Source organism: Streptomyces sp. URMC 124 (assembly GCF_051386455.1).
GTDB lineage: Bacteria > Actinomycetota > Actinomycetes > Streptomycetales > Streptomycetaceae > Streptomyces.
The window spans coordinates 38,758-64,143 of sequence record NZ_JBPQTS010000015.1 but is presented as its reverse complement, the minus strand read 5'-3'; the positions used below and the strand labels follow the sequence as shown (position 1 = coordinate 64,143).

Annotated in this window: 28 protein-coding genes and 1 pseudogene; 25 read left to right on the top strand and 4 right to left on the bottom strand. The window is 69.0% G+C overall.

Annotated features, from left to right (window positions below; translation table 11 throughout):
* The 7 genes and pseudogenes from ACSNOG_RS05290 to ACSNOG_RS05260 all read left to right on the top strand — a co-directional run.
* Positions 1-344: pseudogene (locus tag ACSNOG_RS05290) on the top strand (hypothetical protein); the annotation flags it as partial.
* Positions 341-841 (top strand): hypothetical protein, encoded by a 501-nt coding sequence (locus ACSNOG_RS05285; protein ID WP_436751342.1) that lies wholly within the window; start codon positions 341-343, stop codon positions 839-841. The pseudogene ACSNOG_RS05290 and the gene ACSNOG_RS05285, both read left to right, overlap by 4 nt.
* Positions 838-1,575: a hypothetical protein gene (locus ACSNOG_RS05280; RefSeq protein ID WP_436751341.1), complete on the top strand. Its 738-nt coding sequence runs from the start codon at positions 838-840 to the stop codon at positions 1,573-1,575. The genes ACSNOG_RS05285 and ACSNOG_RS05280 overlap by 4 nt, the downstream gene beginning before the upstream one ends.
* Positions 1,576-1,906: 331 nt before the next feature.
* The gene (locus tag ACSNOG_RS05275; protein ID WP_436751340.1) at positions 1,907-2,440 is read left to right on the top strand and encodes a hypothetical protein; all 534 of its coding nucleotides are present in this window, start codon (positions 1,907-1,909) and stop codon (positions 2,438-2,440) included.
* 146 nt (positions 2,441-2,586) lie between these two features.
* The gene (locus ACSNOG_RS05270; protein ID WP_436751339.1) at positions 2,587-2,976 is read left to right on the top strand and encodes a hypothetical protein; all 390 of its coding nucleotides are present in this window, start codon (positions 2,587-2,589) and stop codon (positions 2,974-2,976) included.
* 153 nt (positions 2,977-3,129) lie between these two features.
* A complete protein-coding gene (locus ACSNOG_RS05265) occupies positions 3,130-3,507 on the top strand; it encodes a hypothetical protein (RefSeq protein WP_436751338.1) in 378 nt (125 codons plus the stop codon).
* 139 nt (positions 3,508-3,646) lie between these two features.
* Positions 3,647-4,051 carry a hypothetical protein gene (locus tag ACSNOG_RS05260; protein ID WP_436751337.1) on the top strand — a complete coding sequence of 135 codons (405 nt, stop codon included), beginning with the start codon at positions 3,647-3,649 and terminating at the stop codon, positions 4,049-4,051.
* A gap of 40 nt (positions 4,052-4,091) precedes the next feature.
* Here the strand turns inward: ACSNOG_RS05260 and ACSNOG_RS05255 are convergent, their stop codons facing one another.
* The 3 genes from ACSNOG_RS05255 to ACSNOG_RS05245 form a co-directional block, all read right to left on the bottom strand.
* Positions 4,092-5,033 (bottom strand): D-alanine--D-alanine ligase family protein, encoded by a 942-nt coding sequence (locus ACSNOG_RS05255; RefSeq protein ID WP_436751336.1) that lies wholly within the window; start codon positions 5,031-5,033, stop codon positions 4,092-4,094.
* Between the two features lie 28 nt (positions 5,034-5,061).
* Entirely contained in the window at positions 5,062-6,372 is a 1,311-nt protein-coding gene (locus tag ACSNOG_RS05250; protein ID WP_436751335.1) for a PLP-dependent aminotransferase family protein, read from the bottom strand.
* Between the two features lie 132 nt (positions 6,373-6,504).
* Positions 6,505-7,824, bottom strand: coding sequence for a hypothetical protein (locus ACSNOG_RS05245; RefSeq protein ID WP_436751334.1), 1,320 nt, complete (start codon positions 7,822-7,824; stop codon positions 6,505-6,507).
* A 133-nt stretch (positions 7,825-7,957) separates the two neighbouring features.
* Here ACSNOG_RS05245 and ACSNOG_RS05240 point away from each other — a divergent pair, with 133 nt between their 5' ends.
* From ACSNOG_RS05240 to ACSNOG_RS05200, 9 genes are all read left to right on the top strand, one after another.
* A complete protein-coding gene (locus ACSNOG_RS05240; RefSeq protein WP_436751333.1) occupies positions 7,958-8,734 on the top strand; it encodes a class I SAM-dependent methyltransferase in 777 nt (258 codons plus the stop codon).
* A 105-nt stretch (positions 8,735-8,839) separates the two neighbouring features.
* A complete protein-coding gene (locus ACSNOG_RS05235) occupies positions 8,840-9,547 on the top strand; it encodes a hypothetical protein (RefSeq protein WP_436751332.1) in 708 nt (235 codons plus the stop codon).
* A 103-nt stretch (positions 9,548-9,650) separates the two neighbouring features.
* Positions 9,651-9,875, top strand: a complete 225-nt coding sequence (locus ACSNOG_RS05230) for a hypothetical protein (RefSeq protein WP_436751331.1) — start codon at positions 9,651-9,653, stop codon at positions 9,873-9,875.
* A 41-nt stretch (positions 9,876-9,916) separates the two neighbouring features.
* Complete coding sequence (locus ACSNOG_RS05225) at positions 9,917-10,945, top strand: hypothetical protein (RefSeq protein ID WP_436751330.1); 1,029 nt, start codon at positions 9,917-9,919, stop codon at positions 10,943-10,945.
* A gap of 30 nt (positions 10,946-10,975) precedes the next feature.
* Complete coding sequence (locus ACSNOG_RS05220; RefSeq protein ID WP_436751329.1) at positions 10,976-11,401, top strand: hypothetical protein; 426 nt, start codon at positions 10,976-10,978, stop codon at positions 11,399-11,401.
* 4 nt (positions 11,402-11,405) lie between these two features.
* Positions 11,406-12,101, top strand: coding sequence for a hypothetical protein (locus ACSNOG_RS05215; protein WP_436751328.1), 696 nt, complete (start codon positions 11,406-11,408; stop codon positions 12,099-12,101).
* Between the two features lie 15 nt (positions 12,102-12,116).
* On the top strand, positions 12,117-13,637 hold the full coding sequence (locus ACSNOG_RS05210; protein ID WP_436751327.1) for a hypothetical protein: 1,521 nt from the start codon (positions 12,117-12,119) through the stop codon (positions 13,635-13,637).
* Positions 13,634-15,205 (top strand): phage portal protein, encoded by a 1,572-nt coding sequence (locus ACSNOG_RS05205; protein ID WP_436751326.1) that lies wholly within the window; start codon positions 13,634-13,636, stop codon positions 15,203-15,205. Before ACSNOG_RS05210 ends, ACSNOG_RS05205 begins: the two co-directional genes overlap by 4 nt.
* Positions 15,206-15,293: 88 nt before the next feature.
* Positions 15,294-16,760 (top strand): 2'-5' RNA ligase family protein, encoded by a 1,467-nt coding sequence (locus ACSNOG_RS05200; RefSeq protein ID WP_436751325.1) that lies wholly within the window; start codon positions 15,294-15,296, stop codon positions 16,758-16,760.
* Positions 16,761-16,769: 9 nt separating this feature from the next.
* Here the strand turns inward: ACSNOG_RS05200 and ACSNOG_RS05195 are convergent, their stop codons facing one another.
* Complete coding sequence (locus ACSNOG_RS05195) at positions 16,770-17,144, bottom strand: DUF6234 family protein (protein WP_436751324.1); 375 nt, start codon at positions 17,142-17,144, stop codon at positions 16,770-16,772.
* Positions 17,145-17,240: 96 nt separating this feature from the next.
* Here ACSNOG_RS05195 and ACSNOG_RS05190 point away from each other — a divergent pair, with 96 nt between their 5' ends.
* From ACSNOG_RS05190 to ACSNOG_RS05150, 9 genes are all read left to right on the top strand, one after another.
* Positions 17,241-18,905 (top strand): DUF6582 domain-containing protein, encoded by a 1,665-nt coding sequence (locus ACSNOG_RS05190; RefSeq protein ID WP_436751323.1) that lies wholly within the window; start codon positions 17,241-17,243, stop codon positions 18,903-18,905.
* 147 nt (positions 18,906-19,052) lie between these two features.
* Positions 19,053-20,423 (top strand): SU10 major capsid protein, encoded by a 1,371-nt coding sequence (locus ACSNOG_RS05185; RefSeq protein WP_436751322.1) that lies wholly within the window; start codon positions 19,053-19,055, stop codon positions 20,421-20,423.
* Between the two features lie 74 nt (positions 20,424-20,497).
* The gene (locus ACSNOG_RS05180; protein WP_436751321.1) at positions 20,498-20,791 is read left to right on the top strand and encodes a hypothetical protein; all 294 of its coding nucleotides are present in this window, start codon (positions 20,498-20,500) and stop codon (positions 20,789-20,791) included.
* Between the two features lie 3 nt (positions 20,792-20,794).
* The gene (locus tag ACSNOG_RS05175) at positions 20,795-21,463 is read left to right on the top strand and encodes a hypothetical protein (protein WP_436751320.1); all 669 of its coding nucleotides are present in this window, start codon (positions 20,795-20,797) and stop codon (positions 21,461-21,463) included.
* Between the two features lie 8 nt (positions 21,464-21,471).
* On the top strand, positions 21,472-21,963 hold the full coding sequence (locus tag ACSNOG_RS05170) for a hypothetical protein (RefSeq protein WP_436751319.1): 492 nt from the start codon (positions 21,472-21,474) through the stop codon (positions 21,961-21,963).
* 1,290 nt (positions 21,964-23,253) lie between these two features.
* On the top strand, positions 23,254-23,481 hold the full coding sequence (locus ACSNOG_RS05165) for a hypothetical protein (protein ID WP_436751318.1): 228 nt from the start codon (positions 23,254-23,256) through the stop codon (positions 23,479-23,481).
* Positions 23,478-24,629 (top strand): phage tail tube protein, encoded by a 1,152-nt coding sequence (locus tag ACSNOG_RS05160; RefSeq protein WP_436751317.1) that lies wholly within the window; start codon positions 23,478-23,480, stop codon positions 24,627-24,629. Before ACSNOG_RS05165 ends, ACSNOG_RS05160 begins: the two co-directional genes overlap by 4 nt.
* An 87-nt stretch (positions 24,630-24,716) precedes the next feature.
* On the top strand, positions 24,717-25,121 hold the full coding sequence (locus tag ACSNOG_RS05155) for a hypothetical protein (RefSeq protein WP_436751316.1): 405 nt from the start codon (positions 24,717-24,719) through the stop codon (positions 25,119-25,121).
* 116 nt (positions 25,122-25,237) lie between these two features.
* Positions 25,238-25,384, top strand: coding sequence for a hypothetical protein (locus ACSNOG_RS05150; RefSeq protein ID WP_436751315.1), 147 nt, complete (start codon positions 25,238-25,240; stop codon positions 25,382-25,384).
* The last annotated feature ends 2 nt before the right edge of the window (positions 25,385-25,386 follow it).

The following is a 25,386-nucleotide window of genomic DNA, read 5'->3' as shown; positions in this document are numbered from 1 at the left end:
TCGGTCTCCTCAGCCCGGTAGATGAAGTAGAGCGTCTCGTCGGCGTCTCCATATGTCTTCCCGGCGGCCGAGCCCTCGTCCAGATGCCCTGGGGCTACAGCATCGCCACCACCTGGGCCTACACCGTCCAGGAAGCCCGCGGCTTCGGCATCGGCTGGGCCTACGGCCTCGGCCTCGGCACCTTCGCCCTCGCAGCCCTCAGCGAGGCCAGCAACGCCCGTCATGGCGCCGGCCTGCGCCGCCAGTTGGCCACCCGCACCGCGCTCGTCATCGCCTTCATCGGCGCCATCGGGGCCATCGACCTCTACGACCCCGTCACCGCCCTCACCGGAGTCCACCCATGAACACCGCGCTCACCCTCGGCGGCATCGCCGCAGCCCTGGCCATCCTCTACGCGAACCTGCGCTCCTGGTGGAAGGGCAAGCGCGACTGGAAAGCGATCCTCCCGTTCGCCGGCGGAGGGATCCTCGGCGGACTCGCCACCGTCTGCATCGGGGGAGCGCTGGGCTGGGGGGCCGTCGGGGCCGCCGCGATGTTGAGCGAAGGTGGGGATAGCGCGGTCCATACCGTCGTCGGCACCGGCGGGGCACCGGTAGCACGAGCGAGCGCCGGAACCCTCACAGGGCCCGGCGGCGTGGTCGTCTTTCTGATCTTCGTAGCCGTCGCGATCTTGTTCAAAGCCTCTTCGGCGAAGGACCGGTGGCGCATCGTCGGCGGATTCTCGACCTTCGCCGCCCTCGGAGTCCTCCCCGCCGTGGCAGGCGTCATCCTCCACCTCGTCCTCGGCGTCAACGCCGTCGGGGATTGGGGCCTCAACGCCCTCAACGGGGGCAGCGTATGACCCCCCTGCCCCTCATCGCCCACCGCCTGTGGACCGGCTCTGAAGTCCTCGGCCTCCGCCTGTGGAACCGCGCCTGCTCCTGGTGCGCCAAGAGCTACCGGCACGACCTCACCGGCCTCAAAGCGGCCCTCGGCCCAATCGCCCGTGGCGGCCTCATCGCAGGAGCTGGATGGCTCGCCACTTACGGAGTCGCCGCCGCTCCGGACGTGCTGCTGATTATCGCGCTCGCGTGGGGGATCGGTGCCTGGAACATGGCGCCTGTGCAACGGCCCGCGTCAGGTGAGGAGGCACCCGCCGCGCTGTCCGAAACCGAACAGGAAGGTCCCGCCCTCATCGGCAAAGACGAGTTGTGCGCCCTCGTGCGGAAGCTGGCCCAGGGCGGCGCCGGCGCCCACCTCTCCGCCCTCGCCGAGCACCTCCCCGACGGCCCCCATGACGCTTCCGCAGTGCGGGCCCTGTGCACCCAGCACGGGGTGCCCGTGGCCAAATCCGTACGGCAGTCCGGCCGGGGGGTCTCCACCGGGGTCAAGGTCGCCGACCTCCCACCCCTCTCCCCGCTCCCTCCCGAGGGCAGGGCAGTAGCTGTAGTCGTCGCAGGTCAAGATGGAACTACAGGAGCAGCTACAACTACGACTACACCGTCCATCGAGCTCCACTTCGACGGGAGCATGCAGATCGTTCGTGACCCCGCCCGTCGCGCACAGGCTGTCCGAAAATCCGTGCACGAGTACTGACACCAGCAGCCCCGAGTACTACCTTCGGATCACCCGGTACAGCCGTAAGGCTCCCCCCTACCGCTACCCCAAGGGCGGTGTGCTGCTGGTGCACGCACCACCAGCGGCCGACGGCGCTACCGGGCCAGCGCCCCCGGCTGCACCCCCTCCGCGCCGGGGGCGCTTACACGCTCCGAGGCCTTCCAGAGGAAGCCCGGCCGCGGCCCCTCGCGGCCTCGACGGCCAGCCCTCGCGCCCGTCCTTCAACCAGGACCTGCGGCCCCTCACCGGCACGGCTGAACAGTGCCAGCCGGACCACCCCGCCATCTCGCGAAAGGGAATCATGCCCCCCATGACTGACACGCCCATGACGTTGCCCGCCGCTGTCGAACGCGCCCTCCAGGCAAAGGAGGGCTCGGCCGCCGGGAAGACATATGGAGACGCCGACGAGACGCTCTACTTCATCTACCGGGCTGAGGAGACCGACATCGAGCTCGCGCACTTCGTAGGCCCCTTCGCTCTGCCGGCCGAGGGCAGGGTGGTCACGCTGTGGGGCACCGGCGATGAGTTCGTCGTGCATCGCGTCGAGAGCCACTACGCCGTTGGCGCGCAGGGGCGACCGGTTGCGCTGCACAAGGTCTTGGTGCGCCCGGCCTGTACGTCGGCTGAGGTGCTGGCAGACGGACGCGTGCGGGTGAAGGTGGTGTTGGTGTTCGGAGATCAGGCTGAGATCACGGCGGATGCGCCGGACGCGTTGGCCCCTGAGCGGTACCCCGCCGAGGAGGTGGCGGCGCAGGCCGGGGTGCCGGTGGAGAAGCTGGCGGGCAGGCGGTTGACGGCGTCCGTCGGCAAGGATGGCCGGTTGGTCGATTTCCGGCGGGCGTAGATCTCGGGCAGCCCGGCCTGCTGGAGGCGGGTCGGGCTTTTCCATCCCGAGGACATTGCAAAATGATACTCGACACCTGTAAAGTGATACTCGAAAGGGAGGGGCCGCGAACCCCGACCGAGCATCCAACCAACGAAAGGATCAAGATGTCCGACGAGAGCGCCATCCCGCCGAACCTCCTTCGCCGCCTCATGGAGTGCTACACCCTCCTCGCCGACACCTGCGCCGCCCTGCCCGGCCCCATCTCCCTGCCACGCGAGATGGGGCCGGGCAGCTGGGGCGCCCGCGAGGCAGCCGTCACCCGCGCGTCCGAGATCAGCTACGAGGCCACTGCCTCCCGGGCCGGACAGGAGGCACTCAAGTGCGCCGCCCTGCACTGGCTTGCCGCGCAGGACCTGATCGCGAACATGATGGCGGAGAGCATCATCCCGGACACGCAACCCCGGGCCTACCGGCCGGAGGCGGCGCTGCTGGTACTGCTGGCCTGCGAGGATCACGCCAGGGATCTCGTCCGCGAGCTCTACGGCCGCCAGTAACCCGGAAGAGTGAAACCGCCCCCAGCCCCGAAGTTGGGGGCGGTTTTTCACTCCCGGAACTTGCAAAGTGATACTTGAAGCATGTAAATTGATACTCATCGGGAAGGGGCCGCGAACCCCGAACCGAGCATCCACAACAAGAAAGGACGCACCATGAAGGACTGGAAGAACATGGAAGAGGCGGACTTCACCGCCCCGCTCGTCCAGCACTACACGAGCCTCGCGATGATCTGCTCCCGCCTCCCCATCCCCATCCAGCTCCCCGAGGTCGAGAACGGCATCAAGATCAGCACCCTCACCGACGCCGTAGCCCGCCTCGCCAAGGTCAGCGACGAGATCCCCGGCATCACCGAGGACGTGATGGCTAGCCTCTTCACCAGCTCCACCTGCTGGCTCGTGGCCGTGGACCTGTTCTTCGCCTACGAGGAAGAGCCCACCGAGTTCCGGGTGGACGGCTTCGCGATGAGCATGATCAACGCGCGGAGCTCCCTGGCGGACGCCGTCAAGTGGGTACTGCGTAACGGCGAGTAAGTAGCGCTCACCGCCCCCGGCACCCAGCCGGGGGCATCTGCACGCACACACGAAAAGGACCGGCGGGGCCGAGCCGAAGCTCTCAGCCCTGAGGCTGTCGCGAAACCCCGCCGGTCAGCATCCTTGAAAGGACCTCCCCATGGTAACCCCCGAAGGCGAGACGGTCGCCGAGATCGCCGACCGCCATAGCCGCTCCGTGCCCACCGTGAAGCGCTGGACGCAGCACCCCAAATGGCCCGCCCCCCTGGGCAAGCGCGGCAAGTGGTACGAATACGACCCCGCCGCTGTCGACGCGTGGGTCCAAGAGCACCACGCCCGCCCAGCCGTCGACCTGGAGCCGACGAGGCTGTACACCGCCCAGCAGCTCGAAGACGCGGGCATCGGCATCACAGCGACATCTATTCAATCCGACCTCAGCCGGGGCCGATGGCCCGCTCCAGACGCCGAGGACGGCAACGTCAAGCGGTGGCTGGGAGCATCTGTGATCGCGACACTTTTCCGGCGGCGCCCATACCGCAAGACAAAGGCTGAACCGGAAAGCTGAAGCCGCTCTGCTGCTCCCAGCGGTCTTGGCGGATTCTGCTTCAGATGATTCGCTCGGCTAGGTCTCGGAAGAAGACGGCAAGCTCATAGCCGGCGGTCTTGAGGGCGATCGGGTACGTGCTGGTCTCCGTCATGCCTGGGGCGACGTTGGTTTCGAGGATGTGAACCTCGCCTTGCGCGGTGACGATAGCGTCCGTCCGGGACAGGTGGCGCAGCCCAAGGGCCACGTGGGCCTCCACGGCCGCTTGCGCCGCGCGTTCGGCGGTTGCCTGGTCGAGCCGGGCGGGCGCGTGGAAGGAGACGGCGCCAGCGGTGTAGCGGTGGCTGTAGTCGTACAGACCCCCGTGCGTGTCGATCTCCACGGCCGGCAGGGCGGTGGGCTCGCCGTCGATGTCGCCGACGGAGATGGCGATCTCGGTGCCGGTGATGTGCTGCTCGACGAGGACTTCGTGGTGGTAGCCGAGGGCGGAGACCAGGGCCAGCGGCAGCTGGTCGGCCGATTCCACGTGGGTGACGCCGAACGCGGACCCGCCGGCGCGAGGCTTGACCACCAGGGGCAGGCCGAGGCGGTCGAGGACGTGCGTGGTGAGGGCTTGTGCGCCCAGGTCGTGGAACGCCTGCTGCGGGAGCGTGACGGACTGCGGTGTGTGCAGGCCCGCGCGCACGAAGATGTCCTTGGCGGTGGCCTTGTCGAAGGCGACGCGGCACGCTGCGGGGCGGGCGCCGATGTAGGGCACGCCGGCCAGCTCCAGTACTTCCCTGATCGTGCCGTCCTCCCCGGCGGCACCGTGCAGCAGCGGCAGGGCCACGCTCGGCGGGTCCTCGGCCAGGTGGTGTAGCAGGGTGTCGTCGACGTCGCGTTGCTGGACTTCGACGCCGGCCGTGCGCAGGGCCTGGGTGACGTGCGAGCCCGAGCTGAGGGAGACCTCGCGTTCAGCCGACAGGCCGCCCGCGAGGACGAGAACGGACTTCAGATCACTCATCGAGGCCATCCAGGGGGAGACGGGGTGTTCAGGGGAGCTGGGGGCTGGGAGCTTGCGGGCCGTGGGCAGGTCGGGCGTGGGTGACGCCGAAGGTGGTGCGCAATGCGATCTCGTCTTTGATGACGGTGCTGAGCCGCTGGACACCTTCGCGGATCCGTTCGGGTGTCGGGTAGCAGAACGACAGGCGCATGCTGCCGTGGCCTTGGCCGTCGGCGAAGAAGCCGCTGCCGGGCACGTAGGCGACACGGGCGGCCGTGGCCCGGGGCAGCATGGCCTTGGCGTCCAGGCCGCCGGGCAGGGTGACCCAGACGAAGAAGCCACCCTGCGGCACCGTCCACGTGGTGCCGGGCGGCATGTGCTCCATCAGCGCCTCCAGCATGGCGTCGCGCCGCTCCCGGTACATCTCGCGAAACGCCTTGAGCTGGTCGGTCCACGGCTGGGTACGCAGGTAGCGATCAACGACCATCTGGGTCAGCGGCGATTGCGAGAGGACCGCGGACTCGGCGGCCAGTACCAGCTTGTCCCGTACGGCCGGCGAGGCCAGCGCCCAGCCGACCCGCAGGCCTGGGGCGAGAGTCTTGGAGAACGACCCGAGGTAGATCACATCGTGCTCGCTGGGCGCATCCGCACGCAGAGCGCGTACGGGTTCGCCGTCGTAGCGCAGCAGCCCGTACGGGTTGTCCTCCAGCAGCAGCACCCGGGCGCGGCGACAGACCTCCAGGACCTGCGGGCGGCGCTCGGTGGTGAGGGTGACGCCCGCGGGGTTCTGGAAGGTCGGCACGCTGTAGAAGAGCTTCACCGGGCGCCCCTCGGCCCGTAGGCGGGTGAAGGTGGCGTCGAGGGCTTCGGGGATGACGCCGTGCTCGTCCATGTCCACATGGGCAATGCGGGCCTGGTAGGCGGCGAAGGTGTTGATCGCGGTGACGTAGGTGGGTGCCTCGGTGACGACGGTGTCGCCGGGATTGAGGAACACCTTCGCTACCAGGTCGAGTGCCTGCTGCGACCCGCAGGTGACCACCACGTCGTCGGGGCGCGCGCTGATGCCTTCCAGTGCCATGACCTCGCAGATGCTCTCGCGCAGCGAGGCGATGCCCTGCGCGGAGCTGTACTGCAACGCCACCGGCCCGTGCTGGGCGATGAGGTCGGCCATGACGCTGCTGACCGTGTCCATGGGCAGGGCGGAGACGTTGGGCATGCCGCCGGCCAAGGAGACCACCTCCGGGCGGGAGGCGACGGCGAACAGGGCGCGCACCTCGGAGGCGATCATGTTCGCTGCGCGGTCGGCGTACTGGCCGCGCCACGGGTCGAGCGTGTGTTTTTCGGGTGAATCATCGGGCATGCGCCGGGCTCCCTCACCATGACCTCTGGGGCTCCCGAGCCTAGTGAGGAGGCGTCGGCGGGGCTGGCGATTCGGCGGGATTTCACCCGCCGACCCGTCGAGGGGCCCGCTCGCGGACGGCCGTGTGCGAGGTCAGACGGCCTTGACGATTTCGCCGAGTTGGCGGGCGTCCGAAAGTGTGCGCTGCCGGGAGGGGACCCGGCGGTGCACTTCGCGGGCGCGCTCCAGCAGCAGGCCCTTGTGGTACTCCTCGGGCAGGTCCTGCATCACGGAGACCGCCTGCTGGCAGGCTCCTTCGGCGTCGCCCTCGCGGTGCAGGCACAGGGCACGGTCCAGCTTGAGCAGTGCCGGAGAGATGCGGCTGGTGGCCGAGCACAGCTCCAGCGCGCGCTCCTGGCTCTCCCGGGCCCGGCGGGTTTCGCCGAGATGCAGCAGGGCCTGCGACAGATGAACGTGGATCTTTGCCTCGGGAAGGCCGAACCACGTGTCCGCCTGTTCCTCACGCGTGAGCCGGGCCGTGATCCGATCGGCCTCCTGCAGCGCCGCACGCGCCTCGTCCGGTTGCCGCGCCAGCGCATGCGCGCGGGCAGCGACCACGGAGGCCAGCGCGGCGGACGCGTTCGACTGCGTTCCGGCGATCGCCTGCGCCTTCGCCGCCTGCTCCGCAGCGGCCTGGGGTGCGCCGTAGTTGAGGGGGACCATGGCGTGCCGCGCGACGACCCAGGCGTGCAGCGCACGGTCCCGGGATTCTTCGGCGGCCCGGGCGGCAGTGTGGAACCAGGCTGTCGCCTCCCGGCGGTCACCCATGTCGTGCAGGACGATCGCGGTCATGCCGGCGAGTTGGGCGGTGGCATGGCACAGGCGGGTGCGCTCCGGCACGGTGAGCGGGCGGTCGAGGAGCGGCTGCAGGCCGCGGAAATCCGTCGCCAGGTCGGCAAGCCGCTCGGCCGGTGGGCGGCCGTTGTAGCCGTAGCCGTACTGTTCGGCGGCGGCCTCCCACAGGCTGATGTCTCCGCTGGTGCTGCTGGTGAGGGTCAGGTCGACGGACCGGCGAGTGTCGGCGAGGGAGGCCAGTCCGGCAGTGCTGAGTCCTGCGGCGAGCGCGCCGCGCAGGACGAGGCGGCGCTTCATGGGGTCGTCTCCATCCGTGGGGTGAGCGGCAGTGCTCTCCCAGGGTCTCTCAGCAAGGCCCAGAAGGGGACCGGGAATTCGCAGCCCGTCGGCGATGCGCTCGATCACCGGCATGGAGGTGATCTCTCCTTCGCCGCGGGCGAGACGGCTCACTCGGTCGGTCTTCAGCTCACACGCCTCGGCGATCTTCGTGTAGCTCACGCCGACGGCGTGCAGCGCGGAGAAGACGGCCCCGAAGTCCCGGCCGGCCAACGCCTTCAGCAGGCGGTAGTCGGCGAGCAGTTCTACAGGTAATGCAGCTGGCGGCAGTGGACTGCCCATGGCCCCCCGGCTCTCCCACGCTGTAACCCCGCAGGACGCTACCCGTCGTGGGACTCCCACGACGGGCTTACGCGAAAGCACGCACGGGAGTTGAGTCGTCTTTCCGCCACCAACTCGTTCGAGAGGATGCCCCATGGCCTATGCCGGTGAGACCTACGGTGAGAAGACCGCTGACCTCTACGACGCCCTGTACGAGGAGTTCGCGCCGCCCGCCGAGCAGATCGACCTGCTGATCAAGCTTGCAGGGGACGGCCCGGTTGTCGAGGTCGGCGCCGGAACTGGCCGGATCGCCCTTCCGCTCGCTCGAGCGGGCATCGGGGTCACCGCCGTCGACGCTTCGCAGGAGATGATCAGCCGTCTGGCGAAGAAGACCGAAGGGCTGCCCATCACGCCGGTCGTCGCGGATGCCGCCGAATACGTGGCCCCCGAGCCTGTGCCGCTCGTCTTCGCCGTCTTCAACACCTTCTTCCTCCTCGCTGATGAGCCCACGCAGCGCGCCTTCCTGCGCAACGCTGCACGCTCCCTCACGCCGGCCGGGACCCTGGTCATCGAGACCTTCGCTCCCCGGCCCGGCCAGCGCCTGCCCGACGGCCCGCACCCTGGCGTCTTCCCCGTCGACAAGGACATCGTCCTCAAGCGGCATCTCGACGACTCCGCCCTCCTGTTCACTGGCGAGCGGCACGCTGATCGAGGCGAATTCCACTACCGGGAGGTCCTGCTGCGCGACGGTCAGGTTCCGCGCGTGCTCCCCGGCAAGATGCGCTACTGGGAGCCCGAGGACATCGACGCCCTGGCCAAAGAGGCCGGACTGGCCTTGAAGCAGCGCAATGCCGACTGGTGCGGCGGCCGCTACCAACCCGGCACCAGCGCCAAGCACGTCTCCCTCTACACCCCGGCGGCCTCCAGGTAGCGGCCCACGGCGAACGGGCGGCGAGGACGCGGACCTCTGCCGCCCGCGCTCGGCTGACAGGGGTCCACAATGGAGGCAGGCCCCACCAGCACTTCGGGAGGCTGCATGCCCGCCCTCATCCCCTGCCCCGGCCGCCACAACGACGCCTGGCGCTGCGCCGAACAGACTCGCGCCGAAGACAACACCCCCCACGACCTCACTCCCGTCTTCGGTCAGCCGGTGCATTGCACGCGCTGCGCCGATCGTGCCCGCACCAAGCTCCTTGATCTCCCTGAACTCCTTGCCGCCGTCTGGCTGGAGGCCGTCCACGGTAGCCGCGGCCCGAAAGCCGGCACGATCGGTCGCTCACCCGTGACGCCGCGATGGCCAGGCGAACCGTCCCGGATCCTCACCGATCACATCGTCGGCGGCCTGCTCACCCTGGAAGACGACATCCGCTCGCTCCGGCACCTCAACGACCGCCGCACCGGAGTCACGGAAGGCGCTGCGGCCACCGCTGCCGTCCGCTTCATCGGCACTCACCTGGACTGGGCCCTGACCGAGCACCCTGCCGCCAGCGAGGCCCACGACCGTCTATCGGCCAACCCCGCGGCACAGATCCAGGCGTGGCACCGGGCAGCCGTACGCTTCACGGCACGGGATGCCCTGACTGAGCGGTACGCGGCACCGTGCCCTCGGTGCGATCTACTCGGCCTGTACCGCGCAGACGGCGACAACTACATCGAATGCCGCAACATCACCTGCGGCATGCTGCTGACCCGCGCCGAGTACGACGCGCACGCCGCGCAACTCGTCGCGGGCCAAGCTGCTTGACCGTTCAATTGCGTCACGCGTAACGTGAGCCGCAGGCACACGTGTGCCCACTCGACCACCAGCCCCAGACCGCGTCTGGGCTTTCGCGTTCGGGAGGATCCCCGTGGCGGAGCTGACCGGCGACCTGCAGACCACGCTGTGGACAACCGCCCAAGCCGCGGAAGCCGCCGGCGTGAAACCGAACGTGATCCGCACCTGGGTCTACCGAGGACACCTCACCCGGGCAAACTCCCCCCGCTGCCGCACCCCGAAGTACAAGGCCATCGACGTCGTCCTTGCCGAAAAGGCCACTCGCGAGCGGGCACGGCGCACCTACTCGGCAGCCTGATCACCCGCCGCCCTCACGTCCAGCGGCAAAGGGGGTGTCGAATGCCCTTTCCGAGCGGCGCCTCCACCATCATCCTCACCATCAACCGGCCTGTACCTGCCGGCGGCGCCGCTGCCCAGGGCCGGATCATCCTCAGCCCGTCGGCCGTCCTCGTGGACGCCGCACGCAAGGCGGTCTACTCCGGCGCCTCCACCATCACCATCAGCTCCTCCGGCACGGCCGCCGTCGTCCTCCTGACAACCGACAGCCCCGGTGTCCTGCCGACCGGGTGGCGATGGCGGGTCGACGAGCAGCTCGCCGGGGCGCGCCGCACCTACTGGATCGAGCTCCCCTCCACGCTGGGCTCTACCGTCGACCTCGCGGAAGTCTCCCCGGTCTCCCAGCCGGATGGCACCGGGCAGAGCCTGCCACCCACCGGACCTGCCGGAGGCGCCCTGGCAGGCTCGTACCCGAACCCGGAACTCGCCGCGAACACGGTGGCACAGTTCGATGCGTCCGGCGCTGCCTCCAGCGCCGTCGCCGTGCACGTAGCCGCGACGGATCCGCACGGCGACCGCGCATACTCCCTCGCGAAGGCCGCGAACCTCGCGGACCTCGCCTCCCCGGGGACAGCCCGGTCGAACCTCGGCCTCGGCGTGGCAGCCACGCTCAACGTCGGCACGACACCGGGCACGGTCGCGGCCGGCGATGACACCCGGCTCAGCGACCCCCGTACACCCACGAGCCATGCCTCCAGCCACGCCAACGGAGGCACGGACCCGCTGACCGCTGCCGCAATCGGAGCCGTCGCGATTACCGGCGACCAGGTGATCAACGGGGAGAAGACGTTCAACACGGCCATCCCCGTACTGCCCGGCTTCGATCCCGCCTTCGGCAACCAGGCCGTCCGTAAAGCATGGGTGGACAGCACCTTTCTCCCACTGGCCGGCGGCACGATCACCGGCGCGCTCTGCCTCGCCAACAGCGCCGCCCCCTCCACGCCCGCCTCGGGAGGGGTTCTGTGGGTCGAAGGCGGCGCGCTGAAGTACAAGGGCTCCAGCGGCACGGTCACCACCCTCGCCCCGGCCTGACGCCGCGGCCTTCGACCACAGGAGCGCCTTGTGACCACCTCCTCGCACGCCGTCCCGGCCTCCGAGCCGCCGCCCCTCAGCGGTCCAGCCTGCCAGCTGTGCGGAGCCCCCGCGGTCGTGCACTGGCAGCGGCGCCTGACGAAGGAGGAGTTCACCGCTCACCTGACCTGGGAGCAAGAACGCCGGGACCGCGCCCGCGAGCTCGCCGACCCGCAGTACCCCGCTCCGGACTTCGGCCCTTTGCCGACTCCTCAGGAATGCACCACCAGCGTCTTCGCGTGCGCTGCCCACGCCATCACCCTGGACGCGGCAGCGCTGGTCCACCGGGACACCTGCACTGCGCCCTCACCGTCCGGCCTGACCGGCTGCGACTGCACCCCCGAGTCGCCCCCGGCACGTGAACCCGAGCCGGGCGCCTCCGGCGGACTGCCGCCTGCCTGGTCCTCCGGGAGGTGAGCTCATGGCCCGGACCATTCCGCCCGAAGGCAAGCGCTGCACCGTCATGTGCCCGCCGCGAGGGGAGAAGCCCGAACGACAGTGCGGCCACTACGCCCGGCCCGGTGAGACCCAGTGCGCCCTGCACGCCGGCCAGCAGCCCATCACCGCCGTCCCCGGTCGGCGCTGCACCGCGCACCGCAGCACCGATGGACAGCCCTGCGCGAACTGGGCCGTGAAGGGCTTGACGGTCTGCCGCTATCACGGTGGCAACAGCAGGCAATCGCAGGCGGCGGCAGAGCGACGACGGGCGGAGGCAGCAGTGGAAGCCCAGGCCCGACGGACCCTGGCCCAGCTCGGGGCCGCCCCCGTCGAGAACCCCCTGACCGCTCTTGCCGAACTCGCCGGGGAGATCCTGGCGTTCAAAACGGCACTGGCAGAGCGTGTCAACGACCTCTCCAGCATCCGTTTCTCTACCGAATACGGTGAACAGGTTCGCGCCGAGGTCAGCCTCTACGAACGGGCGATGGACCGCGCCGTCAACGTCCTGGGAACGATCGCCCGCCTCAACATCGATGAGCGCCTGGCCGCCATCAGCGAGCGGCAGGCACAAGCCGTGATCACGGCCATCGATGCCGCCCTTGCCCAGGCAGGGGTGACCGGCCCCGCGGCCGCCGAGGCCAAGCGGGTCGCCGCCCGTCGGCTGCGCGCCGTCTCCTGATCACAGGGGGGTGCTGTGGACGCCCTCCTCCTCGCCGCAGACTTGCTGGAGGCTCCGCCTCCCGATGTGTTCGCGGAGCTCGGGTACGTGCCGACGCCCAAGCAGCGCGAGTTCCACGACGCCACCGAGTTCGACGTCCTCTACGGCGGGGCGGCCGGCGGCGGCAAGACCAAGTCCCTCTTGCTGGAAGCCATCCTCCAATGCGTGCGCTATCCGGGCCTGCGGGTCGGGGCGTTCCGGCGTACCTACGGGGAGCTGAAGGAATCCCTGATCGCCGAACTGGCCCAGGTGGACTTCGCGCGCCCTGTCGGGGCCCGCTGGAACGGCACCGACTTCGAGCTGCGTTTTACCAACGGTTCGCTGATCATGTTCCGATACGCCGAGTCCATCCAGGACGCCACCCGCCGCCAGGGCGGCCAGTACCAGATGCTCGTCTTCGACGAGCGAACCCTGACACCGCCCGACGTCGTCGCCTTCCTGGAATCGCGTCTTCGTTCCGGACGGCGGGAGATCCCCGTACTGGGCATCCGATCCGGCACCAACCCCGGCGGGCCCGGCCACGGCGCCGTCAAGACCAGGTACATCCAGCCCACCAACTACGGTGCGAACATCGTCACCGACGAGCGCGGCCGCACCGTCCGGTTCATCCCCTCGAAGCTCTCCGACAACCCCCACGTCAACCCGGAGTACTCCGCCGACTTGAAGGCACTGCCCGAGAAACTGCGCGCCGCCTTCCTCGACGGCGACTGGGACGTCTTCGCCGGCCAGATGTTCCCCGAGCTCAAGCGGGAGCGGCACGTCCTCGACCCGGTTGCCCTGCCCGCGACGTGGAAGCGCTTCAGCGGCCTCGACTGGGGGTTCTCCGCCCCTTGGGCCGTGCTGTGGGCGGCGGTCGACGAGGACGAACGCGTGTGGGTCTACCGGGAGATCTACCGTCGCGGTGTCGGCGAGAGGGAGCAGGCTCAGCAGATCCTCGCCGCCGAGAACGAGGGCGAGGAGGTTGCCGTTCGGTACGCCGACGACGCCATGTGGGCAGCCCGGGGCGACGCCAAAGCGATCGCCGCCGTGTACGGCGAGGAGGGCGTGCACCTCACCCCGGCCGGGAAGCGTCCTGGCTCGCGGGTCACCGGCTGGCAGCGCGTGCACTCCTACCTGTCGGAGGCACCGGCTTGCCCGCATCACCGGGCGCTCGGATGGCAGACGTGCCCACGGCTCCATCTGTTCAGCACGGTCACCGACCTGTACCGGGAGCTGACGAGCCTGCCGCACGCCACCAAGGGAGACCCGGAGGACGCCGACACCACAGCCGACGACCACGCCGCCGATGCCCTGCGCTACCTACTCTCCAACCTCGGAGGCGGCCCACAGTTCGTGACCAGCCCTGCCCCCGCCCTAGCGGCGGTGGCCGGGAACGAAGTGCTGGAGCCGCTCGGCCCCGCAATGGCCTACCGCCCATCCGGGCCTGCAGCTGACGAGTGGTGGCTCCATGACGATGACGAGGCGCCGCGCGCGGGGAGGACGGTAGAAGCCCCGTGAGCCTGAAGACGTGGTGGCAGAGCATCACCGGCAGCGCCCCCCAGGTGCTGGAATCAACGCTGGCGAAGCTTCCGGAGAGGGCCGGCTTCGAGTACGGCATCGGCCCCGGCGGCCTGACCGAAACGAACCAGGGCATCGGCCCGGCCACGCAGACCGACCGGCGCTCGACCCTCACCCAGCTCTACGACGCTTACCTCGCCTGCCCGTGGGCCTGGGCCTCGGTCAACGCGATCGCCCGCACGATCACCGCCGGCGGCCTCGTCACCGACTGGGACAACGACGCCCAGGACGGCCGAGAGCAGCCGGACAAGCCGGATCAAGTGCTGCTCCTGGAGCGGATGCTGGCGTACTGCAACCCGCGGGAGAACATTCGTCAGATCCTCCGGGGCGCGGTGACGGACCTGCTGGTCTTCGGTGACGCCTTCATCGAGGTGGTGTGGCTGGGGAGCCAGCCGGTGGCTCTGTACTCGCTGGACTGCCCGAGCATGCTGCCGATCGCCGACGAGCACGGCACGGTGACCGGCTACGTGCAGGTGACCGAGATGGGGCAGCGGGCGGTGTTCGAGCCGCGTGAGGTCATCCACATCAGTCTCGACTCCCCGCGATCGGGGATTTTCGGAGTCTCGCCCACGCAGGCCGCCTTGCTGCCGATCACCGCGTGGCTCTTCTCCGCCGCCACCTCGAAGGAGATCTTCCGCAAGGGCGCGCCTCCCACCATCCACGTGGACCACCCGGCCGGCGCATCACCAGCGGAGATCAACCGGTGGACGGCGCAGTACATGCAGCGCAACGTCGGTCCCCGCAACATCGGCACCCCGATCACGACCAAGGGCGGCGCCGGGGTTCACGAGCTCGCCCAGTCCCGCACGCTGGACTACCTCCAGTTCCTGGACCAGAAGCGCGACGAGATCATCGCCTCCTACGGGGTGCCACCGGCGAAGGTCGGTATCATCGAGTCCGGGAACCTCGGCGGCGGAACCGGAGAGGCCCAGGACCGCACGTTCACAGTCAACACCTGCCAGCCGATCGGTGAACTGGTCCTGGAAGCTCTGAACTTCCGCCTCGTGCGCCTGGGCTTCGGTATCGAGGGCTGGCGGCTGAAGTTCCCGGACGTCGACATGCGCGACTCCAAGACGGTCGAGGAGATCCGTGACCTCCGGCTGCGCAACGGCTCCTGGACCCTAGACCGCTACCGGGCCGACATCGGCGAGCCCCCGGCTGACGGCGGCGGGAAGCCCGTCCTGGTGGACCGGACCAACCTGGTGCGCTGGTCCGACATGGACGCGGCATCCACCGCGTGGGTGGCCAGCAAGCTCCGCGGCACCGCGCTGGAACCGCGCCCAACCCAGGACGGCGGTCCCGTCACGCCCAGGAAGCCCGGCACCGGTACGGACACGCCGGACAGCAGGTCACAGGCCGTGCCCGGACAGGCAGACGCCGAAGTCCGGGGACTGCCCGGACAGGCGGACAAGGTGTCCGGACAGGAGTCGGCCCGGTCGGTGTACCGGGCCCGGCTGCGTGAGGCCCTGGCGTGCCTCCCGGGAGGCACGGATGAGTACGCCGCCTGACCCGCCCGGCACCGTCGTCCTGCCACCGGCCCCACCGAACCACCCCCTGCGGGCCCAAGATCGGCTGAGCCGTCCCGGAGGTGAGCGCATGCCCCCCGACTTCTCCGACGGCTGCATGATCGCCCTCTACCCTCCGCCCGCCGTCGCTAAGGCCCTAGCCGTCGACGGCGGCCTGCCTCCTCAAGATCTCCACGTCACCGTCGCCTACTGCGGAGACGCTTCGGACACCGACGCCGAGGCACTCCGGGAGATCACCGGGGAACTGGCGGCCCGGGGCCCCTTCACGGGCCGCCTCGGCGGACTGGCCCGGTTCACCGGCAACGAGCACGATGTCCTGGTCGCCCTCGTCGACTCCCCGGACCTGGAAGACCTCCGCCGCGACACCCTCGACGCCCTGACCGCCCGCGGCATCAGCGTCCCGCGCAACCACGGCTACACCGCCCACTGCACCCTGATCTACCTAAAGCCCGACGACGCCCACCCGGTCAGCCGTCTCACCCCCATGCCGGTGGAGTTCACGGCGCTGTCCCTGGTCCACGGCACCGACCGCACCGATGCGCCGTTCGAGCACCCCCTCACCACCGTGGCCCGGGAGGCATTCGCCGCCGGGTGGGCAGCCTCCGGCGGCCCCCTCACCCCGCGCGTCCACGCGGCGTGTACCGCAGCCGTCCGGACAGCTATCGAACACGCCGACGACCCCCGCATCCTCGAAGTTACCGTCGACCTCGGACGGCTCGAAGGCATGTGGGCCCGCCTGTTCGCCCGCCGCGAGGAGCAGCAGACCCGCTGCACACGGACGGTCCTCGACGCCTGGCGGACACTGATCGACCGCCAGGCGCTCGCCGCCGCCGTCAACGCCTTCCGTCAGCGCGCCAGCCTGGCAGAGGCACGGCGCCCTCTCGGCGACCTCGCCGCCGAAGCTCTGGCCGCTGCCAAAGCCCTGCTGCGCGCGCTCGCCGACCTGAGCGGGTGGACCGCCCTGCGGGCCGCGCTGCGCGCCGCCCTCGCCGCCGGCCGGGCCGAGGGCTTGGTCAACGCCGTCGCGATCGCTGCTGAACGCCTGGGCACGGCCGGGGTGCGCCTGGACTGGGACATCGCATTCCAGCAGGCCTACCGGTCCCTGGAGCGGCTGGATGAGCTATGGGCTGAGGCGGATACGTGGCTGGCTCGCATGCTCGACGGTGCGGCGAGCGACCTGGGCCGGGTGCTCGCCAGTGCGGCCGAGGAGGGCGCGTCGCGCGAGGAGATGGTCGACGCGGCCATGGACGTCCTTGCCTCCGACGATGTCACCGCCGTTGCCTTCACGGTGGACTGGGCGATGACCACGGCGGCCGACGACGGCGCCCTGGCCCTGTACCGGTCCGAGGGCGTACAGCGGGTGGACGTCATCACGGCCGGCGACGGTCGGGTATGTGAGACCTGCATAGGCTACGAGTCGGCCAGCCCTTGGTCGTCGCTGGACGTGCCACGCCTGCCGACGCACCCGGTGTGCCGTTGCTGCTACGCGGCCGACGTCTCCTTGTCGCATTTCGCCGACTGGTTCGCCCTTACCTGAACCCAGCAACTATCGTGCGGGCGGCAGCTCGCTATGGCAGATCATGCCTGCATGGCATGCCTTGCGGTATGAGTCCTCGTAGGTACGCTCTCCGGCTGGTACCGCAGTGCTCACGATGCTGTAGAGAACGACGGCCATGACAGCCTGTCCGATCGCCACCAGCCATACGCGCCGGATACTGGCGATCACTGCTGCGATCACAGCAGCTACCGGTACTGCCCAAGCTGCTTTCGCGTAAGGCCCCGGCGGTTCGCCGTAGTGCTGCGGGTCCCACGACCAATAGGTCGAAGCCCAGCACACGCCGATGCACACCAGGGCCGCCAGCTCAATGACGGTTAAGAGCACCGCCGCACACCCACCGGTTCGCTTCTCTGTCCTCACCATCCGGGGACTATCGCCCAAGCAGTGCGAGAAGTCGTGAGTACCGGTACTCAATTCCGCGAGCTTCCCCTGAACCACCGACGTAAAGGGAGGAGAGTCGTGGCCACTCGCATCGGCTCGATCACCGGTACCGCGCTCGTCCCGGGCATCTCCCGCAACCGCCGCCTCTACACCGCAGCAGCCATCGGCCGGGCAGTCGCGCGGGCGCAGGCGCGGATCGACGATGGCGAGCAGCCGCTGGCGATGCTGACTCACCACGAGGCGGGGGACGACTCCACGCAGATCGTCGGCCGGATCACGAGCATCTCCCAGGCCGACGACGGCTCGGCGCGCTACACCGCCGACCTCGCCGACACCGCGCCCGCGCGCGCCATCGCCTCGCTCGTCGACGGCGACGGCGGGCCGCCGTTCCTGTCCGGGGTCAGTATCCGCGGCGCCTGGATCGGCCCCGTCCGCCGGCACTCCGGTCCGGACGGCGCTCCGGTGGAGACTGCGGATGACCTGGAGATCGACGGCCTGGACTTCACCCGCAAGCCCGGCGTCCCTGGAGCCCGCGTCGACATCTACACCCCCGCCGCGCCGCTCGGGCCGGCGGAGAGCGCACCCGGCCGGGTGCTCATCACCGAGTCAGTGCTGGAGGCGCTGGTGGACACGACCGTCACGGAAGCCGACACCGCGCCGGCTCGGGCCCCCGTCCCCGGCGGGGGCCCGTTTGCCGATCCGGGCTATCAGGCGGACAAGGAAAAGCGGTACCCCATCGACACCAAGGCTCGCGCCAAGGCCGCGTGGTCGTACATCAACCAGGCCGACAATGCCCGCGCCTACTCGGCCGCGCAGCTCAAGCGCATCAAGCAGCGCATCACCAAGGCGCTGCGTAGCTTCGGGGTCACGGTGGCCGCGCAGGAGGGATGGCTGATCGACCCGATCGGCCAGGTAGGCGAGGCCGTCGCCGAGGGACTTGGGTACGACGTCGATCCCGCGCACGCGGGGTCGATGTGCATCAGCCTCACCAACGGTCCGACCACGGTCACCGTGCTGTCGCACTGCGTCGACCCGCACGACCTCGATGCCGTCGGCCGCGCCGCCATGGCCGGCGCCTGCCAGGCCCTGGCCGCGCTCGACCCGGATGTGGACGCCGACATCGACCTCCCGGGCGCCCCGGCCGAGGACACCGATGGCGACCTTGAGGACGTCGACGACGACGCCATGGAGACCGCCGGCGAAGCCCTCACCCCGCAGACCTCGGCACCGGAGACGCCGGCCGCCGATTCCACCCTGGAGAAGGAGACCGCCATGGCGGAGTCCACCACCCCGGCGGCCGCGACCCCGGGCAGCACCGAGAGCATCGAGGCCCTCGGCGCGAAGATCGACAAGCTGTCTGACGCTCTGGCGGGGTTCGTCACCGCCATGACGCCGCCGGCCGCCGCGCAGGAGTCCGCAGCTGCCGCCCCGGTCGCCGAGGCCGCCCCCGCACCGGAGGTCATCGAGACCGACGATGAGCGCATCGCCCGCCTGGTGGCTGAGGGCATCGCCAAGGCCCTTCCGCATGCCGTCCAGGAACACGTCGAGTCCACCGGCGGCCCGGCACGCAAGGGCCTGGTGGCCCCGATCAGCGAGTCCGCAGCCGTCGCGGCGCCGGGGCTGCCGGAGGGCGCACCGGCCAAGCCGCTGCACGAGTACACCGACGAGGAGTGGCGGCAGTACATGGCCCCCGTCACGGTTGCCGCCGTCCTCGGCGGCCGTGGCACGGTCCAGCCCGAGTAGCTCCTCTCGGCCGCACCGCGGCCACCTATGTCTTCTCTGACCGCCAGCGTTGATCGCTGGTGCCGCTCGGCAGTGATGGTCACCCGCCCCGCCCGGCCTCGCCGGTACGGGGCTTCGTCATGTCTACCTGCCGAGAGAGGCACCCTCATGAGCACCCGCGATCTGCGTGAGGCGCTGGACGCCGCTGGAGCGTCCGCACTCGTCCCCAAGATCATCGACCCGATGCTGCTGGAGTACCAGCGGCGCTACTCCCCGCTCGTCCGTGCGATCCCGTCGCGCAAGTGGGACTCGACGGTCTACTACTTCAACCAGAGGACGGCGAGGGCGCAAGGCGGGTTCGTCACCGACGGCGGCGCCCGGCCCGTCTCCAACAGCACCTACGTGCAGAACAGCTTCCCGATCCGCAACCTCCAGTCCGTCGGCGCGGTCACCGGCTACTCCCAGGCCGTCACCCGGCAGCTCATCGGCGACCTGAAGGCGCAGGAGATCGAAGGCTCCATCCAGGGCCTCTACTGGGACATCGAGAACGCGATCCTGTGGGGCAACTCCGGCTCCACTGCCCTCGGCGGCTACCCGCAGTTCGACGGCCTCGACACCCAGGTCAACACGTTCTCCGGCAGCAACCAGAACGCGATCGACTTCAACGCGGCCCTCTCCCTCGGCGCCCTCGACAAGGTCATCGACATGGTGGAGCAGCAGGCCGCCATGGCCGTGCAGGACGCGGGTTGGATGTTCGTGATGTCGCCGACGGCGGCCTCCAAGGTCGCGCAGCTGCTCACCGCGCAGCAGCGGTTCGTCGACCGCGTCGAGGTCGCCAGCGGCCTCAACGTGCTGACCTACCGCGACGTGCCGATCGTGAAGTCGAGCTTCCTGTCGGCGCGCAGCTTCGGCATGGGCACCGTCACCACCGCGACCGCCACCACGGGCGGCACCCTGGCCGCCGCCACGTACTACTACCAGGTCGTGCCCGTCATCGCCCGTCAGGGCGAGGTCCTGCCTTCGGCCGAGGTCTCGCAGACGACCACCGGCTCCACCTCGACCGTCACCCTCTCCTTCTCCACCCCCACCGGGCTCGACGGCTCCCAGCCCAACCTTTTCAAGGTCTTCCGCTCCACCGCGACGGGGACCGAAACGCTCCTCGGCTACGTGGACGCCACAGTCGGCATCGCCGCGGACGGCGTCACCCCGGTACTCACGACGAGCATCGTGGACGACGGCACCAAGCTCACCCCCAAGAACGGCTCCACCTTCCCGGCATCGGGCCCGGCCACCTACGTGGGTACGAACAGCTCGATGAAGCCACAGGCCACCGGACAGGAGAACATCTACCTGATGTCCCGCAACCAGGACTTCGTCGTGCGGCCGTACGTACGCGAGCTGACCCCGCTGGACGTCTACCCGACCACGGCCGGGCCGGACCAGCTTCCGTACGCGATCGTCTCCGACACCACCCTCGCGGTACGGGCGCCGAAGTACCTCGGCCGGCTGGCCCGGGTCACCACCACCCTCTCCAGCTGACCCGACTCCGGGTGCTGCGGCACACCCCCTCTCCTCGTGCCGCAGCACCCGCTTTTCCCGAAAGGAGCACGCTCGTGCCGCTCATCCGCAAGGAACTCGCCGGCAGCGATTCGCACGGCCATACCTGGGCCGAGGACGGTGCCGTGGTCGAGATCGAGGACCCCGAGCAGGTGGCCGCGCTGGTCGCCATCCCCGACGGAGGGTTCAGCGAGGTCACACCCCACAGCACCGACACGGACACCGCGGGGGCGCTGCCGGACGACAGCGGCACGGGCCCGGAGTTCTCCGAGGTCGACCCGACGGATGAGACCGTGGAGGCGCCCAAGACGCCCGGCCGCCGGGGCCGCAGGCTCGCAGCGCAGGAGTAGGCCGTGGCCGCGGACTCCCCGGTACCCCTCGCGAGCGCGGCGGACCTGGCCGCCGGGCAGTTCGCCGACCTGGTCCGCGACTACGCCCCCGACGCCCTCGACCAGCTGATGATCGAGGCAACACGTCAGTGCGAGGGCATCTGCGGCCGCCGCCTCGCTCCGTTCACCAACGTGCCCGAATCACACCGGGCGCAAGGTATCGACCCGGACGAGTACAGCGACGCCGGCGGGCTGCCCATGGACATCCAGGGCACCCTGGGCCGCTCCTACGCCGACGCACTCGGCTCCGGCGACCAGGTCAGGCACGTCTGGCTGAACGAATTCGCCCCGCGCTACCCGGAGATGTGGTCCTACACCGCCCTGGCCGTTACCCTGCTGCGCTCCTACGGCGGCTCCCAGAACGTGACCGCGGCGTCGCTGATCGGGGCCGAAGCCGACAGCGGGCACATCTGGTTCAGCTTGGGAACTTTCCTCCCGGTCGGCTCCTTGATCCGTGTCACGTACGGCGGCGGGTACGCCACCGTGCCCGCGGACTTGGGCCGCGCCTGCAAGCTCCTCGCCGCCAGCCTCGTCCTCGGCGAGATCGACCCGGCCGGCACCCAGTTCGGGCACGACCGCGGCGTCCTGACCACTCAGGCCGAGGCGATCCTCAGCACCTACCAGCGCACCTAGGAGGGCTGATGAGCAGTGCTGATGCAGTCGCCCGGGAGGCTGCGTGGCTGGCTGACTTCAACCCCGCCGACGGTCTGCCCGCTCTGTCCGCCACGCTCGGCGGCCCCTTCGACACCATCCAGGCGTACCTGCCGCGTACCCCCGCCCAGCGCCGGACTCAGCTCTATGTGCTGCGCCGACAGCTGCGCGAAGAGCGCACCGCGCACGTCCGCCGCATGGCCCGGCATCTCTTCGAGCTGCGGATCTTCTGGCCAGCCTCGTCCCCCTCCGGGAGTAGCGAGGACCCGCAGCAAACCTTGGACGCCGCGGTCGAGCTCGTGCTCCAGCGCATCGGCGGGCTCATGCTCGACAAGACACACGGCGGCCGCTTCTTCAGTGTCGCCGAGAACCCCGGCGAGGTCACCGTTGACTTCGCCGACCCCGAACCCGGCTTGCGCGATCGCGCGGATCTGCGCTGTACGGTCACCTACTGGGCGGATGACACCGAGGTCAACGGATAACCTATTCAATCCAGTTGCGCTGCCTGTATTTCTTTCTATCTCTCTTACTCGCCAAGATGGGGGCCACCAAGGAGGACACGGTGAGAGATATTGCAGCGAACGCAACAGCACCCAATTGCCCGGCATAGCACTCGACCGCTCCACAGGCTATCCCGGAGGCGATTACCGCGGTAAACAAAGAGAGATATACACGCCTCACCAGTACGTCGCTCACGAAGTGCGAGTGCTTGACTGAGGCGCCGTATAGCCCCATCGTGAAGGCCACCCAAGGGATCACGGCCCACCCACTGGGCTGGAATCCGACTACTACTGCCAGCGCCACCGAGGTGTAAGCACACTGCTGAATACTTTTGTCATCCCTCTTTGCCACTACCGACCGGCGGTTATAGCGAATGGGCTGCGTAAGCCGGACCCAAAAATAGCACCCTGCTAGGGTGCCAACAACCGTGCTGTAGGGCCAGCTTATATGAACATGGATCACCTGATCGACTGGAGTATTCACTCCGGAGTAGGCGGCCTCGGTAACAAAAACAACGCTTGCGGCAAAACAAAGAAGCGTGAAAGTCAGTACAGATACAGCTTCACTGATGCAGGTGTGCTTAAAGGCCGTACGCGAGGCCAATCTACGTGTCTCCTTCACGAGATCCTTTTCACATTCCCTTTGGAGTGTCCTCGGGTCAGCGCCCCATTGCCGCTCCCACTCCCCTGGGCTCAACTTAGCTATCTCGGCGAAGTAAAATTGCGTGACTCGCCATCGCCGACCGGTACTAAATATTGGCGAGTCCGGCTCCTGGCTCGCGCTTCCAGGAATGCCTAGCGGAAGAGTCACGGCCGCCAATAGAAGCATCACTGAAACGAATGTACTAAGAAGGAAGGCCGTCACGGCCACGTTGCCCAGCCTCAACGAACAAGGTGTCACTGCGAATTCGGCACTGAGATACTGCCCATTATGCAAGCCTGCTAGGGCGAGGGAAGCCGCCGTCAAGAACGCTGTGCTCGTGAGCAAGCGCCCCACTTTGTCGTCCAAGTGTTTCGTGGCGTCCAAGACTTCCCGATAGCTTTCCCGAAGTAGGTCCAGCCTCTTAGCCGCCATGCCCTCTCCCGCTTAAGCGTGCTTGGTTGATCTCCGTCGAATGGCCTCTTAGATCAGGTTGCGCCCGTTCCTGGTACTCCGCATCTGCGGTCCCGCAGCTACGCGCTCGGCCCGGCACTTCCGCAACCCCATACCCACGACCCCTGATGCCTACTGGCCAGGGGTGTACCTGATGTCCCCGATCCCAGGAGAGCACAGTGCGCCAGCGCAATGACACCACCGCGGCGTGGCACTTCGCCGCGTCCGACAACGCCGAGGTACGCACTGTGGCGCCTGGTGAAACCATCGAACATCCGGTCCTCCTCGACGGCTGGAGTCCCGCGGGCGACCCGAAGCCAGCGGCGGGCCAGGCCGAGGAGCAACCCAGGGCCCGGGCGAAGAAGAGCATCGCGGACGACGACATCAAGGGGGGTGAGCCGCGGTGACGCTTCTTTCCCGGCTCGGATGGGTCGGCATCGCCAAGGAATCAACGCAGGGAACGTTCCTCGCGCCGACCTTCTATTTGCCCGTGACGAAATCCGACTTCAACATCGAGTACACCCAGCTCAAGGACGAGTCATACCGGGCCAACGACACCAACCTCCAAGGTCTTTACCAGGGCGTTGGGCAGGCCAGCGGCTCCCTGGAGCTGTCCGCCTACCCCGATACGCTCGGCTACTTCCTCCGGATCATCGGCCCCGACACCGTCACCGCCGGCGTCTCGACGACCCTGTCCTCGTCGACCATCATCGGGGCGACCTCCATCTCGACTGCCGCCTCGATCGCCGCCGGTTCCACCATCGCGATCGACACCTCCACCAACTTGGAGTACGCGATCACCGGCACCCCCAGCGGCTCGGGCCCCTACACCATCCCGATCGCCACCCCGGTCGGCGGCCTGACGAAAGCGCACTCCTCGGCCGTGACGGTGCTCAGCCAGACGACGCACACGTTCAAGCAGTCCACGAGCGGGGCCAAGCCGACGTACTCGCTGGTGGATCACAACGTTTTCGAGGCCTGGGGTTACCCGGGCTGCATGCTCTCCGAGGTCGGCTTCAAGATCGACCCGAAGGGCATGGCCACCCTCGACGCCAAGATGACCGGCTGGATCGGCGCGGTTCAGACGGGGCTGTCCGCGCCGGCCTTCACGGCTGTGCAGCCGATGCTCGGCTGGCAGTGGGCCATGACCAACGCCGGCGGTTCTTCCACGCGCGGCCTGTCCTACGACCTGACGCTCAAGCGTGACGTGGACGCGATCCACGCCAGCAACGGCACTCAGCAGCCGCGTGAGGTCTTCTCCGGGGTCTTGGACGCGGACATCAAGTACAAGGCGATCTACGAGTCGGATACCGACTACAACCAGTACCTCCAAGCGCTCCAGACCAGCCCCGCCTCCGCCGTGCTCACCCAGCCCGTGACCGCCGGCGGGGCCTCGCTCACGCTGACCACGACCCAGCCCGGCTGGTCGAAGGGCGGCTACGACAAGGGCGGCGACTACGTCACCGCGGACTTCGAAATCTCCGGCATCTACAACTCCACGGACGCCGGCGCGGTCCAGGCCGTGCTGAAGAACTGGGTCACCGCCGCCTACTGATCTCCTCGGCCGTGCCACGCATGAGGGCGTCGCGGCACGGCCGAGGGCTCACGCCCTCAAACGCCCTCACCCGCGAAGGAGACGCCCGTGTCCGGGTACACCCACCCCTACGTCCTGCTGCAATTCCCCGAACTCGGCGACGACGTATCGGTTCTCATGCGCAATCCCCAGCTGCTGCCGCCCCGGGAGATCACCCCTGAGGACGTCGCCATGGATGCCTCGGGACAACCGGTCGACCCGCAGGCCGCCAACGAGGCGATGTACAAGGTCTTCGCGCGCGTCATCGTGGCGTGGAAGGTCTACGACTCCGCCGGCACCGCCCCGCCGGAGATCGGCCCGGACAGCGACCCGGTGGCGCTCTACGAGCAGCTGCGCGAGGGAGGCGGTCAGCCGCGGATCGGCGACATCACGGCCGAGAACGTCGCCCGCCTGCCCATGAAGATCATCAATCGGGTCATGGAGGAGATCAGCCGCGTCGCGGACCCTCAGTAGGCCCCGGCTCCCCGTACTACGAAGGCGTCCTGATTCCCGTCGAGTCCATCATCGAAGGGACCTGGGCGTCGGAGGAGACGCCGGCCGAGTGGGCCGATTTCATCCTGATGCGCCGCATGCACTGGTCATGGGATCAGCTCCAGGCCACCCCGGCCTACGTGCGCCGCTACTGCCTCGACTTCCTCGGCATGCTCGCCGAGCACGAGCAGCGCGAAACCGACCGGGAGCGGCGCCGCGCGGACCGCGACGCGAGAGCGGGGTGATG